Origin of the sequence: Aliivibrio sp. S3MY1, from assembly GCF_028765575.1 — a bacterium.
In the GTDB taxonomy this organism is placed as follows: domain Bacteria; phylum Pseudomonadota; class Gammaproteobacteria; order Enterobacterales; family Vibrionaceae; genus Aliivibrio.
On sequence record NZ_JARACO010000009.1, the window covers coordinates 68,774 to 82,312 of the forward strand.

The following is a 13,539-nucleotide window of genomic DNA, read 5'->3' on the forward strand; positions in this document are numbered from 1 at the left end:
TAATGGATGATAATGATTTTAAACAAATTGTGTTAACAGAGGATGCTAAAAAGAAAAAAGTACCGACTGTTAATTCAAATAATGTAGTCATACATGGTGATGATCTGGGCGATTTGAATGATAAGGTTATTGTCATTCAAATACCGCCTCAATCGGGAAATCAAGAGCTACCTTCGCTACCTGATGATACAGCTTCAGAAAAACCTAAACGTGCTTTTGTTATTAGAGGTATTAGGGCTGTTGGTCGAAGTTTATCAAATACGGTTGATGATCATACCTTTCGGATCTTGCGCCCAAGCAGCCCACATAATGCAGTTTTTATTGATGGCTTTATTAAATCAACGTACAGGGATTGGTTATCTTTAATTGACCCTGATAGTGAAACCGAAAAGGCAATTGATAAAGTTCGATATTTAGATGAAGAAAATCGTCCATTTAGAGAAATAGTATCGCAGCTAGATAATTGTAATGTCGATTCAATTAATGCGACTCAAAATGCAATGCTGTGGTGCTTGGGCGTATCTACGGTTGGAGTATTTTATAGTTTATTTAAATGCTTGGTGTCGATTATGATGTTGTTCATGGTCTCAGGTTCCAGCCTAGATTTAATTGTTAGTTTTGGTATGTGGCTGTCATTTTCAATGTTTGCTGTTTTTATGTATTTATATTATGGCTATCATTGCTGGGTATTAAGGAGGGATAAGTTTGGTACATTTAAGGGTTTTTTATATGATTATCGAACTTTTGAAATGAATGCAATTTTTCCTTATATAGAAGAATAAAAAAGGCCTCAATTATGAGGCCTTTTTTGTTAGTCAGAATTTTTTAGGTTAAATGTTTTATTTATGATGATTGTTATGAGCTTACTTATCAAAGTAATAAAAATGGCATATCCAATTAAAACAAGAAGAACATGCTTTGGATAAGGCGGTCTTCCTCTCTCAAATACCTCATTCATGGGCATGATTAAAAAGCTAAAGCTTGTTGTTGGCTCAGGTATAGGTTCATAAGGCATCATTTGATTCATACGCTCAGGATTGTATACACGAACAAAATGACTTTCATTTATCATGCTAACATTACGTTTTTCTAGAAAATCTACTTTAGTTTGTCGATCCTCGTGCTGAGGACGTACAGACATATCGTTTTTTAGAGAGTTCCACCAATGATAGATATTACTCGGTTCCTGATTTTGTAACGATGTTGGAATTCCAGATACCGTTTCTATACTCACTGGATACTCACCATTCGAGTTAGCGGCAATAGGGTTAGTTAGGTTATCTAAGTGGTATTCCATTTGATTAGCAAAACCAATAAATCCAGCGTTTGGAAGTTGTATGAATGGTTGATAAAGAAGGGTGAAAAATAGCGCCACACTAATAATTAGAAAGCGCTTTTTCTTATTTGAAGTAGTAAATTTTTTATAAGCTCGAATCGGAATTAGAGCGAGCAACCAAAAACTATGACGGATAGCTGAAACGATGAATGCTAACGTTAGGATTACCGCTGTAATGGGGGTAACTAGCCATTTTAGTAAGTTGGTTGCAAGCATGGTTATTTACTCCATTTTTATAGATTCCAAATCTATTGCATCATTAATTGTAATATCAATGAGGCGCTGATTATGATTAAAAACAAAATCTACCGCATGTCTAGTGTGGCTTGATGTTGATGTTTTAAGATAACGGTACTTATAAATAGTACGGTTGTCTGGATACATTATTTGTTGTGGGTAGCCAAAGAATTCCTTTACCGTTTCTTGAGTACTCACACCAAGGGTTAAACGCTCTAATTTAGCATAGTTGATAGGGCGACCCATTTCTGATGATGCACAGCCTGCTAAGGCTGTAATTAGAGCAAATATAGCAATCGTTCTACGTAACATTGTGCAATACCTTCAATATATGTATGAAATTTGATTCTTGCAATAGTGGATATTCTTATTTCAACAATCGTCATTTTTTAGAAAAACGTCATTACGGGTAATAACAGTAAACTTCAGCTAGGCCTAAGCCATTTGGGTCATCAATTAACCCCAGTGCTGGATCTCCTACATCGTGAGTTTTAAATATAATTTGCCAGTTAGTACCGACGATATTTGCATCTATATAGTTAATGTTGTTATTTACTTTAATTGCCCCGTTGTCTAAGAAAATTGTTGTCCATCTTTTAGGGGTAATTAGTAATCGAGGAGAGCCACCAGAAGCGCATACAGGTACAGGCAATAAATCATTAGCTGCGACCATTTTTACCCCTTGCATGGATAGCTTTGGCATTACATCACTAATAGAGCGGTTCCCTAAAGACGTAAGAACAATATCATTTAATCGAGAAATCCCTGATGGGTCCATATCAACGAAATAAGTATCATCGTCTGCATTTATTAATGTTCCTGTCATGGATACATCACCCTCAGATAGAGTGACATTATCTGTTGCATTGCCTACTCGAACTTGACCTGCAAATTGGTTTTGAACTGAAGCATCAATTTGTTGTATGTATTCGACAGTTAAATCATTAATTTCTGCGGTATCTATGATAGCGCCATCACTATCAATAAATGTGCTGGTTAGGTTGTCAATTTCAGCTTGTGGTGTTACGAACTCTTCAACGGTTAATCGCTCTAATGCACTATCACCATCCATATCAATGAATCGCGTCGTTGATACTGTATCTGTAGCTCTGTCATAGTCGGCAAATCTCTCTGCACTAATTGTTTCAGCGCCTTCAATACCTGCACCATCTTCATGTATTTGTGTACCGGTGATCGTAACAAGCCCATCCCTTCGAGAATAAGGAGTATTGGCAACATTTAAGCCGATATCTCCTTGCACAATTGCAGTCGTTGTTGCTGTAAAAAATGAGTTAGTGGCTCCCATTGAACTGAATGACACTAGCTTTTCGGCAGCAACGGCAATCTCACCTGCAAGATGGCGATCTGGGTCACCAGTATTTGATAGGATTCCATTGGCATGATCTGCTTTTTGTACGATTTGGATCCGAGTATTGATAATTGTTCCATTATTGCTGATCTCAAATCGGTAAGTAGTATCTCCGCCTAAAAATGGGTTGTTTAACGTATTGCAGTGAAGATTTTCTACTGGAGAGGTTGCAGATCCTCCACAAAAAGCTTGGCTCTTTAGCCAATCAAGACCTAAATGGACAGCCCCATTTACAAAGGGGTGGCCAGCTTGGTCCCATTGTTCTAAAGGTGAGAGTAGCGGTGGGGTCGTGGAGCTATCCCCTCCGCTACTTTGATAACGAACAACTGCATTTGCAATAGTAGCTAGTCGTTGGCCTTGTAAAGTGATGGCAGAGCGTTGATTTTCTTCGGCCCACTGTTGAGTGAATTTTGAAAACACCACCATCATAATAATAGTGGCCAGCATTGCTCCAATTAATATCGAACCTTTTTGCTTACCAAAAGAGTTTGCCATCATACTTGACCTATATTAATTATTTATAAAAGTAATGTTGATTGACGTACCAGCAGCAGCACATGCAGTAGTTATTGCTGGAGCTGTGGCTACTCGTGTTGAGCCTACTCGTATTTCATCAATTCGTGCAAACATACCCTCGACAATATCTTGACAAAGATCCCCCTCGACATCATTAGCGATAATACTTATGAATTGATCTGTTCCTGAAAGAACTCGACCACTTTTAAGGGTGGCACTATCAACGGAATCATAGGTTAAGCCGTCGGTTGAAAATGGAGTCACAAATTTATTTGCTGTAGGTGATTTGGTCGTATCGAGTACAATTCGCTTTGATGTATAAGCATAAGCATTATTCAATCCGTCATAAGAACCATAAGTGGTTTTCATTTTTGGTAAAGTATCGAAAGATTTATTTAGAATCGATAACATACTTTCTGATTTTTGGTTTTGTTGCCAATTTGAATAGACATTATAACCTCCAGCCGCAAGTATACCTGCGATAACGATGGCAATAACAATTTCGACTAATGTCCACCCAGCATTTTTTTTCTTTTGAGGAAAACGCATATTTCTATTTCTGTTCATTGTTTATATCCCTTTTATTTTCATTTAAGTTAAATATGTACTGATACTGAAGTTTGCTAATACAAGCAAAATAATATAGGACGCAATTAAAACCATCCCTGTTAAGTTAATTATCCAAGATATGTACGTTATACGAGTTGTTACAGATTGTGCTATTTTTTCAGCAATTGATTCCATGTATTTTGCTGGGGTTTTTGTTTCTAAATACACCGATAATAGGTAATTGGTTTCTACACTAAATAAAGAGGTATTTAATGATTCCGATATTTGACCTGTGATAAGGAAATTTGATTCTATTTGCTTTCCTTCATAACGAGTAAAAGGAGAACCATGTTCAATTATCGTTTTTAATACGCCTGCCATTGGGTAACCAGAACGAGTTAATGTAGCCATCGTTTGTAAGAACGCAACAGATGCATTAGCCCTGTGGATGCTATACGGTAGCCCGATAATTAAAATCTTCTCTACAAATATTCTTGATGGGTGAGTAAAAAGCTCAAATGTAATTTTATACGTTAAAACAACTATTATGAGAAACGGAATAAATAAGGATTGATTATTTAAAACTAGCTCATTAACACTAATTAATGCGGCAAGTTCCCCTACAGGCTCTTTGCCTGCTTGACTAATCGTTCTTACTATTGGTTCTATTACCTCGCCATGACTTCCGTTAACTAATCCAATAAATGATAAAATATAAATAAATGGAGAAATTGATGCGAAAATCAGGATCTTAATATTTGAACTTGATTTCTCATTATTTTCTAAAATCATTTCAATTGCTTCTGAGCTTTTATCTGACGAGCGCAAAATCATTAGTTCAATATCTGTAAGGTAATCTTCCATTACATCGGCTAGGTGTGGTTCTTCAGAAGCCTCCCAATTTACCCGTATGGTTGAATAGAATTTTTTTATTGCTCTGTGTTTTTTTGGATAGTGTTCTTGTTTCTTCTTTTCAATTGTTTTTATCGCACCACTTAAATCTTGTCCCTGTTTAAGTTTAGTAAGTAAGATATCTAAATATTGGTAAATATATTTACGTGGTAATACTATCGAGCGAAATCCTTTTCTTATTGTCGTAAGTAAAGGGGCAAAAATATTTTGATATGAGAAAGCGTCTAGGCTTATTTTATTAAACATAAATTTGACTCGGATGATTAATGTTAAGTTCTTTACGAATGTTATAGGTAGAGGTTAGATCCCCAATTTCAGTGATGATATTTTCAATTTCTACCTCGCCTTTAAATAGGGCATGCAAAGCAACATCAGATTTTGTTAAGTTCTCTTTAGTTAACCAATATTTCAGAGCTTCTTGCTTGTCTCCAGAAGCAAGGTATGAGAGTAAGTTGACATCAATGTTAACTATTTCAGCAACAAGTTTACGGCCAATAAGACCATTATTACATTTAGGATGTTCACAATTGGTAGAGCTATTATTTCTAAATCGAATGTCTTTTATTTTGTGACCTAATTCCATTGTGCATAATTGCTCTAAAGCTATCATTTGGTCTTCATTAATATGTGGTAATGTCTCTATGGTGTGAGCGCAAGTCGGGCAGATTTTTTTTAAGAGTTTCTGCGAAATAACAGCACCTAAAATTTGACCATTTGATAGCGTTGATGCATTTGCTCCTAATCCGACCATTCGTTCATATACATCAAATGGACTTTCACAGTGTAATGTCGCAAAAACTTTATGGCCTGTTTGTGCTAATTTTTGCGCTGTATCAACAGACATTAGATCTCGAATTTCGGCAAGAGCTAATGTATTTGGATCCGCTCGCATAAAGAATTTTTGCAATGCTTCCGCTTGTCTTTCACTTCCACCATCAACCCTTGAACCACTTTCAATGATATTAAATTGAATGATCCCTTTCATCTGACGCTCTATTGGGTTTTCCATCGCGTATATAGAAGTTGTATTGTTTTCGTCATCACGAATTTGCATTAAATAGTTTTGTTGAGAAACACTTTTTCCTGAGTTTGTTTCTCCAATAGTTAATACCATCCCACGAGCTCTTAAAGCTTCTTTTATTTTTTTTGCTTGGTCGAAAATAAAGCCAAGCTCTTCAAATTCGATTTTTTTAGCGTACTCTTTCTGATCTCCGAGGCATCGGCAAACCATGTAGAATTGTTTTTTTTCACGAGTTGTAGGGTGGGTGGTAATACGGAGGCCTAAGCGTTTATTTTGAATGCCTCTATATAAAACAGCATCGGCTTGTTCTAATTCATTAAATTGCTCACCTTCGATTGAGCCTTCTGTAGCCGCCATATTCGAGTATAGAACCGATATCAAACTGAATATTTCGTCCTGATTACGCTCTGTCCCATATAACTGTAACTCACCATTAACTCTAAATTTAATGAATGAATGACCTTTATCTCCAGATATATGTATGTCAGATGCGCCTAAAGTATCTGCATCAAGTAACATTTTCTCGATTTCATTAATTCTAGTATTTTGCGTATCGACACTCGTTTTTGAGTTTACGCCATGTTGTTCGCAAGCATTTTTTATAATGTCTTTTGATACAAACGTTCTTTTAAACGAGCAATCACTAAAACGTTCTTTATTTGGTTGTAATACTTTTTTTCTTCCAGCCGCCAGAAATTGATCAAGCCATTGTTTGTCTTTTTCTGGTTTGACCTGAATATCCTTATCAATAAGAGCGTAGACCGTCATTTTGTTTTGGTCATTACCTACAACAATTGCAGCTTGCATACTTATTTCATGATCAAAGCCTAATTCTTCAGCATTAACCACTGATGAAATAGTGCCGAAATAATCAAGACTTGTGATAGGAGTATTATTCATACGATATCTTAATTTGATGAATCGTAAGGGGTTGGCATTGCAGCCGTTGGGTAGCTAACGGCTAAAGGGTCTTGCGTCTCCTTTGTTGCGTTAACCTTCGCTTTTAGTTCAACTTCTAATTCACCCATTAATACGGCTTCAGCATATTTTTGAACAAGTTGGTGATTAAAGGCCATTGCACTCATTATTTCTTCTGATGAACGCTGATTAACCGTTGAAGTCTCTTTAGTTCTTGTGTTGTACACAATTAATTCACGAGAGTCTTCTGCTATAATTCTATAGCCATCAAATACCTTTTTATTTTTAATTGCGTTGTTGATATCAATATTTTTATGTGATGAACCATTGACGATTAAATCTGCACTAACGGCTTTTCCAATACGTACATATTCAGACATATAAAAACCAGAATCATAAGTAGTACTTAATTCTCGAATTCGCATTAATCTTAATGCTTGTTCCTGTCTTCTTTCACCTTCTTTAATGTTTAGGCGTTGTTCTAACTCTTTGTTGTTTTCAGACTCAGTTTTAGATTTAGCAACAGGGCTAGGTGATGTAACGTTTTTTTTATTTCGTTGTGGATTCAGCATTAAATCGATTTCACGCGACGTATTCAATAATTGCTTTAATACTTTAAGTTGTTCTAGTTTTTCTTTAGGCTCTTGTCGTGAATGCAAAATGTCTTTGTAACGTTTTTCAGCTTCTTCAACGGTAATCAACTCTGATGCAACCGATGGTAAGGCAGTAAAAAGTAAAACAAATAATAAAATGCTATTTTTTAGATTGTTCATGAATAATGACCTCTAACACAGTAGTTTGTGTATCAATGGAATACGTTATTTTATTTAAAAATGATGAGCTATATTTATTTACTATGTCACTAATTGATTTAATGATTTTTGTATCTGAACCATTAACAATTAACTTATGAAAAGAAGGTTCTATTAACCAATCACTGTCTTTTAAGTCTTTTGTTGGATTAACTTGATACTTGTAGTAATCATCAATGAAGTTTTTAGATAACTTCACTGGGGTAACCATTTTAGTTTTACGTAATGACCATGATTGAATTTTCTTTTCGTGCTCAAGTCGTTGCAAGTCATTAATTAAATTAATGATTAATGATGAGTTATTACTTTGTTTCTTTATTGAATTCCAACCAATCATTTCACTTTTATTAATAAGTTCAGTTTCTTGATTAAGTGCTGTCATGCCATCAAGGTTTATTTTTGCATCTGGATAAAAATCAAGTAACGCTCTTGCTCCGTATTGACTATCAGCTCTATCCAGCGTTTGTAAATATTCGATATCTACATTTTCTGAAACTAATGTAAGTGTATTATTAATCTTAATATCACGAGTTTTCCATCCATTAACTTCAACAATAGTATTTCTAATACGTTTAGAAGCTTCTTTAAATAGCTTATCTCCTGATACTCGTTTAAATACCTCATACCATCTTATTTCATCATTTATTCTTTCTGTTCGCTGTAGCTCAAATTCAATTCGTAAGTCTTTTTTGACAATAGGTTGGTTACTGTACTCAGCGGCATTTTGTTCATCGATTTGCCTTTGCAATTCAGCTATTCGTAATTGTTCTTGCTTTTCCGCTTCTTTTTCTGAGTACCAATAGCCACCAGCAGAGCAAACAATCAGTAGAATTAAGAAAATATATTTAAAATTAGTACTATTTAAGCCACTAAGTTTTTCAATGTTTTTTAGAAAAATGATCTGACTTTTACTTACGTCAGACAATAAAGAAACGAGATGAAAACTTTCAAATTTTATGTTTAGTTCTACAGTATCAGTATCAATAGCACCTGCTATCTTCTTTATGAATGACGAAGCCGTATTTCGAGGCTCATCATCTGATATGCAGATACGAATCAGTATTGGTTGAGGATTACCAAAAAGAATGTCATCCAGCTTTCCACTTAGCGCAGATAAATCAACTTCAAATGAATCTTTACCGTAGTTCAAAGTACGATCAATCTTTATCGTTTGACCTGAAATGGCTAACACATGAAAAATATTATTATCTAATTGAAATACATAAACGTTTAAATTATCTGGTGTAAAAAGATGTTCAGAACGAGCGAAAATCGCCACTTTTTCCACTTGAGCTAATGAAACGCAATTGCTCTCACCTTTGGCAACGTCATTGTTTAAGACACCAATCTCAATTGATGTAGGTGTTATTTTGTTTAATACGCCTCGTGTATTATTTGATTTAAAAAATGCTCCAAAATTCTCATGGTAAGATCGTTGATTATTGATACCTAAACCAAATGACCATTCCATATCAGTAATAACAGGATGTGAGAATTTTTCGATGAAATACTTGCTAGAGGACATATCAACGCTCCATTATCACAGGTTTAACCATTACGATTAAAGATGACTTGTAACGTTTATTCGTTTTACCACCACCTGTCCACCAAGGAAGTGATTTTGCAAGGCTTGCAAGCTCTGCACGGTTTAGATCTCGTTCGTAGGCATTTAATACTACGGTTTCACCAGAACGAATTGGAATACCTGAAATTGTACCGTGCTGTTTCGTTTCTTCTAACTGAACCATGTCCTCTTCAGAACCGAAGGTTTTAATATCACCGATAGATTTAGTATTAACGATTACCTCCATATCAACTTTACCATCTGAAGTTAAACGGGGTCTGGTTGTGATATTGAATCCTTCATTAATTAATTTAGTATTAACGCTTTGTTGTGAGAAGCCATTTGAGTCAATAGTTACCTCTCGACCAGAAACGATAGCTCTGTCTTGTGAACTAATTAATTGAGTTGGAATATTATTTTTGGTTTTAATCGTGTTGGTAATACGAGAATAAACCGAAGCATTTTCATTTAAGAATTTGCCAATAATGTTAGACCCATCAAAGTCCCCTCCAATTTTTGTTGCTGTAATGCCACCTAAACCAGAGTCAGAGATAACCGTAGGAGAGAGCGCGTTTAAAGCAAAAGAGGCGCTTTCAAAGGCCGCAGTCCAGCTAATTTGTTTCTCATCATTCACTTCCCAAATAATCTCATATACATCGGCTTGTATTGAGTAAGGCGTAAGTGCTGTGTAATTTAAATCATCAATAAATCGTTCAACACGCCTTACGTTGTTTGGGGTATCTTTAACAGTAACAGTACGATCAAATTTATTGAGGGCAAGAGAACCTGAGCGACTTAAATATTTTTTAAGTTGTTCTTCTAATTGAGTTAAAGGCTCTGCTTTTTCTGAGGCAGTATTGATATTAAAGCCACTAGTCGCATTGTCACTTTCAGTATTACTATTCTGAGTAGATGTGATTTCATAGCTGTAATTTGATACATCTAGAGGGAAAGTGTCTTCAATGAAATAATTTAAAGTGATTCGGCCATTTTCGTATTTCCACCATAACCCTGTACTTGCTGTAATTAAATCCATCATTTGGCGCAAAGAGGAATGAGTGAAATTTAATGTAAGCTTATGTGGATAAAATCCTTCATGCGAGCTTGATGATAAAGCTGTAGTGTTTAGTTGCTGAATTGGAAGGATGCTAGTCGCTGTACTGTCTTGAGCTAAATTAAGTGTACTTGACGATGAACTGGAGCCTTTTGATTCAACATTACGTAAATAAAAATCAGCATCACTTTCAACAGAAATTATTATCCCGTATTGCTGATAGTATTGATTAATTTTTGATAAGACTTCATCTAAAGGAATTTTATCAAATTGAGCAAAGTCGAGCTCTACATCAAAAATTGGAGGTAATGGCTGATCTTCTTTTGTTTCAAATGCTTGACCTAATACATAGATATCATCGCTTTCGCGGTAATGTGTATTACTCAGTTCAAACTGCTTTCCAACCATTTCTTGTAGTTGAGCATGCATGTCTTTGATTTCATCAATTTCTTCCATCTCATCGGTATTTGAACAACCAGAAATTAGGGCGCAAGAAATAGCGATAGCTAAGTAATATTTTTTAGAAAAATTAATCATATTAATCATTTTACACTTGCTCCTTTGCGTTTAATGACAACTACTTTGTTGCCGAATTTCCAATCAGCAAATAGCGGAGTATTTTTTCGTTCGGTTAATTTCATTAGTTTATTAACGACACCGTCTGGGCCTGCAAATCTAGCTTGAATAACGGCTGGTGCAACGGTTGGATAATCAACTTTTTTAGCTTCCCAGAGAACGGTCCATTTTGCTTGTTTAGCAAAATACTCTATGTTTTCTCTAAGTGTTTTTTCGGTTGTCATGTGCCAAGTTGAATAGGGGGTAGTTCTGTTCGTTGGATTGGTTTTGGCATACTGTAGAGTGTTCTTTGCAGAAACTACCTTCTTGTATGGATCGACTACAAATTCTAAATGCGGATTATTGATGGCGATTACATTAAGAACTGATTGCCAGTTTTTCCCTTGCACGGCATTAATCGTTTCATTATCTAGACCTGCTGGTGCTTCATAATGCCAATAAGTAGGAAGAATGGAGGCGACGAATTGGTTTAGATTAACGACAACATCACCTTGTTTGGCTGCACCAAGTTTGTTGAGTTCATTGGGTTGATTAGGGTCTACAACCGCTTTTAAGTTTGAGGCGTCTTTAGATGCAACAATTAAGTTAGAAGGAGCACCAGAACGCAATTGCTCTTCGAGTAATTTATCTTGACTTGCTTTTACTCCAACCTGCAATTCATGCACTTCTTTTTGAATAGCTGTTTGAGCAAGCAAGAAATTTTCTTCGCGTTGATAATGCTTATCAAGAAGGTCTTTTTCTTGCAACGTGGCACGTTCAAGAATTTCTATTTCACGTCGATTCGAATCAAGAACAGAGGCTAATCGTTGTTCTTCTAAAGATGCTCTTGATTGTATTAAACGATCTGTTTCAATTTGGTTTTGTCTTGTTTGTTGATCGTTAATAAATTTTTGCGCAGCAATTTGCTGTGAGCGTTCGTCAATTCGATATTGTTGGTCTTTTTGAAAATCAATAATCTCAGAAGCGTAAAACTCTTGTACTTCACTTTGTCGTTGAAGGCTTCGGACTATTTCACGATTAAACTCTGATTGAGAATTAGATAAGTTTTGTTCGTAGGTAGGTTGAATTGAATCATAGGAAATATAAACAGCAGCATTTACTATGTTTGAACATGTAAGGGTAATAATAGTTGCGCATAGTGTTATCTTCATGCGACTGAAATTCCTTTTCATTTTAAATTCCTATATTTCAAATATGATAATATCTTTACGTTAGTATATTATAAAAAAAACAATAAGTGCAAATGTTCTTATCGATTGTTTTTGTTACGTGCGTAGAATTTTTTACCTCTTAATTGAGAAATGCACCTCCAGAAGATGTTTGTTATACGAATGTTGAAAAATGCTAATATTGTCAGTAGTGCGATCCAGACTAACCATGCATAAAATAGATTCCATGATGGGGCTGCACCTAATGGCAATAATGGCAATGCTACTGGCCACTCCCATAAAAACACTTTAGCTGGTTTATTTTCATGATGTGAGTTATTCATTCTGATGCATCCTTTCTATACGCTAACCATAAAGTTATCGTGTGTTTGTTGCGAGATCTGCCCTGATTCCAATAAGAATGAAGCTCTTTGTCTGAATGTCGTACCTTGTTCGAACATAATGGCGTCAACAGTTTCTATAATGGATTGTAAAGAATCACATTTTTTTAAAATATGTTTTGCTTCAGGTGTATTAATAAAGAATTCACGAATAGCAATCAATCCACCTCCAACACGATTAACCAACTTTTGCGATGCAAACACTTCCCCTTCATTGATTAGGCCGTAAAGTACCTCATCGCGTTCGTGTGACGGAAACATGCGGTAGACACGAGCAAAGCCAGCCGAAACACTATTAGCATGTAATGTTGAAGATACAATATGCCCTGTATTGGCTAATATAATGGCAGAGCGGAAACTTTCTGGCTCTGTCATTTCTCCAACAGCAAACCAATCGGCCCCTTTTCTCATAGCCATTGCATTTGCTTCATCGTAGCTAACAAGATCACCACCAGAAGTTTCACTTTCAAAAATTTCATGGTGACAAATTGAGTTAGATGGATGGATTTTTAAATTTGAGTAATCAAATTCAGGAGGGCGAGCAAATTCTAATATCCGCTTATTAGATGGTTTCTCAAGAATTTCACGAATGAGAGCTGCTAAAGTGGATGTTTTACCTTCACCAGTAGCACCAATTATGAGCACTAGCCCTTTCCATATCTTTTTAACGTGGTTGATGAATTCAGCCTCTAACTCTACATCTTGAATGGTAGGGGCGTATTCGGCTATAGGTCGTATTGCTACATCAAGGCCTTTTTGCATTCCTTGAGAAATTTGGCTTATAGAATATCTAAAAGATCGTATTTTATTTTGGTTTTCTTTCAGAGATATTATTTTTCGACCACCGCTAGACTTACCTAACGTAACTTGATTTACTTGGCCCTTAGAGCTAATTTGTCCAGCTAATTCAATGATCTCTTTATGAGTAATTTTATTATTTGTAATCAATACATAATCAGTGCCTTTTTTGCCCCGAATATAATCATTACTTTGTAAATAAACGTCTCTGTATCCTTCATTTAAGCAATGCTCAAGAAGGTCTTGCGCGGTATGATCAGAGATACTTTCCATACGGAAAACATTACGAGGTTTCCAATTATTGTTGTCTACATCAACGTTACTCATA

General features: G+C 35.6%; 13 protein-coding genes. 1 reads left to right on the forward strand and 12 read right to left on the reverse strand.

What is annotated here, in order from left to right:
- Positions 1-2: 2 nt before the first annotated feature.
- Complete coding sequence (locus PVK62_RS08065) at positions 3-782, forward strand: hypothetical protein (protein ID WP_274440648.1); 780 nt, start codon at positions 3-5, stop codon at positions 780-782.
- Positions 783-811: 29 nt separating this feature from the next.
- Here PVK62_RS08065 and PVK62_RS08070 read toward each other — a convergent pair whose 3' ends face one another.
- The 12 genes from PVK62_RS08070 to PVK62_RS08125 form a co-directional block, all read right to left on the reverse strand.
- Positions 812-1,552, reverse strand: coding sequence for a hypothetical protein (locus PVK62_RS08070; RefSeq protein ID WP_192957900.1), 741 nt, complete (start codon positions 1,550-1,552; stop codon positions 812-814).
- 6 nt (positions 1,553-1,558) lie between these two features.
- Entirely contained in the window at positions 1,559-1,885 is a 327-nt protein-coding gene (locus PVK62_RS08075; protein WP_192957899.1) for a hypothetical protein, read from the reverse strand.
- Between the two features lie 91 nt (positions 1,886-1,976).
- Entirely contained in the window at positions 1,977-3,440 is a 1,464-nt protein-coding gene (locus tag PVK62_RS08080) for a hypothetical protein (RefSeq protein WP_192957898.1), read from the reverse strand.
- Between the two features lie 12 nt (positions 3,441-3,452).
- A complete protein-coding gene (locus PVK62_RS08085) occupies positions 3,453-4,025 on the reverse strand; it encodes a prepilin-type N-terminal cleavage/methylation domain-containing protein (RefSeq protein ID WP_274440647.1) in 573 nt (190 codons plus the stop codon).
- A gap of 24 nt (positions 4,026-4,049) precedes the next feature.
- Entirely contained in the window at positions 4,050-5,165 is a 1,116-nt protein-coding gene (locus PVK62_RS08090; protein ID WP_274440646.1) for a type II secretion system F family protein, read from the reverse strand.
- Positions 5,158-6,840: an ATPase, T2SS/T4P/T4SS family gene (locus tag PVK62_RS08095; RefSeq protein WP_274440645.1), complete on the reverse strand. Its 1,683-nt coding sequence runs from the start codon at positions 6,838-6,840 to the stop codon at positions 5,158-5,160. Before PVK62_RS08095 ends, PVK62_RS08090 begins: the two co-directional genes overlap by 8 nt.
- A gap of 8 nt (positions 6,841-6,848) precedes the next feature.
- Complete coding sequence (locus PVK62_RS08100; RefSeq protein ID WP_192957894.1) at positions 6,849-7,631, reverse strand: hypothetical protein; 783 nt, start codon at positions 7,629-7,631, stop codon at positions 6,849-6,851.
- Entirely contained in the window at positions 7,612-9,195 is a 1,584-nt protein-coding gene (locus PVK62_RS08105) for a hypothetical protein (protein ID WP_274440644.1), read from the reverse strand. The genes PVK62_RS08100 and PVK62_RS08105 overlap by 20 nt, the downstream gene beginning before the upstream one ends.
- A 1-nt stretch (position 9,196) precedes the next feature.
- Positions 9,197-10,834: a hypothetical protein gene (locus tag PVK62_RS08110; protein ID WP_274440643.1), complete on the reverse strand. Its 1,638-nt coding sequence runs from the start codon at positions 10,832-10,834 to the stop codon at positions 9,197-9,199.
- Entirely contained in the window at positions 10,831-12,036 is a 1,206-nt protein-coding gene (locus PVK62_RS08115) for a TcpQ domain-containing protein (protein WP_274440642.1), read from the reverse strand. Before PVK62_RS08115 ends, PVK62_RS08110 begins: the two co-directional genes overlap by 4 nt.
- 77 nt (positions 12,037-12,113) lie before the next feature.
- The gene (locus tag PVK62_RS08120) at positions 12,114-12,356 is read right to left on the reverse strand and encodes a hypothetical protein (protein WP_130066585.1); all 243 of its coding nucleotides are present in this window, start codon (positions 12,354-12,356) and stop codon (positions 12,114-12,116) included.
- Between the two features lie 15 nt (positions 12,357-12,371).
- Positions 12,372-13,538 (reverse strand): ATPase, T2SS/T4P/T4SS family, encoded by a 1,167-nt coding sequence (locus PVK62_RS08125; RefSeq protein ID WP_274440640.1) that lies wholly within the window; start codon positions 13,536-13,538, stop codon positions 12,372-12,374.
- Position 13,539: the final 1 nt, after the last annotated feature.

Excerpts from the sequence above, each read along its gene's own strand:
- PVK62_RS08065 (WP_274440648.1), top strand. The coding sequence starts at position 3 with ATGGATGATAATGATTTTAAACAAATTGTGTTAACAGAGGATGCTAAA.
- PVK62_RS08070 (WP_192957900.1), bottom strand. The coding sequence starts at position 1,552 with ATGCTTGCAACCAACTTACTAAAATGGCTAGTTACCCCCATTACAGCG.
- PVK62_RS08075 (WP_192957899.1), bottom strand. The coding sequence starts at position 1,885 with ATGTTACGTAGAACGATTGCTATATTTGCTCTAATTACAGCCTTAGCA.
- PVK62_RS08080 (WP_192957898.1), bottom strand. The coding sequence starts at position 3,440 with ATGATGGCAAACTCTTTTGGTAAGCAAAAAGGTTCGATATTAATTGGA.
- PVK62_RS08085 (WP_274440647.1), bottom strand. The coding sequence starts at position 4,025 with ATGAACAGAAATAGAAATATGCGTTTTCCTCAAAAGAAAAAAAATGCT.
- PVK62_RS08090 (WP_274440646.1), bottom strand. The coding sequence starts at position 5,165 with ATGTTTAATAAAATAAGCCTAGACGCTTTCTCATATCAAAATATTTTT.
- PVK62_RS08095 (WP_274440645.1), bottom strand. The coding sequence starts at position 6,840 with ATGAATAATACTCCTATCACAAGTCTTGATTATTTCGGCACTATTTCA.
- PVK62_RS08100 (WP_192957894.1), bottom strand. The coding sequence starts at position 7,631 with ATGAACAATCTAAAAAATAGCATTTTATTATTTGTTTTACTTTTTACT.
- PVK62_RS08105 (WP_274440644.1), bottom strand. The coding sequence starts at position 9,195 with ATGTCCTCTAGCAAGTATTTCATCGAAAAATTCTCACATCCTGTTATT.
- PVK62_RS08110 (WP_274440643.1), bottom strand. The coding sequence starts at position 10,834 with ATGATTAATATGATTAATTTTTCTAAAAAATATTACTTAGCTATCGCT.
- PVK62_RS08115 (WP_274440642.1), bottom strand. The coding sequence starts at position 12,036 with ATGAAAAGGAATTTCAGTCGCATGAAGATAACACTATGCGCAACTATT.
- PVK62_RS08120 (WP_130066585.1), bottom strand. The coding sequence starts at position 12,356 with ATGAATAACTCACATCATGAAAATAAACCAGCTAAAGTGTTTTTATGG.
- PVK62_RS08125 (WP_274440640.1), bottom strand. The coding sequence starts at position 13,538 with ATGAGTAACGTTGATGTAGACAACAATAATTGGAAACCTCGTAATGTT.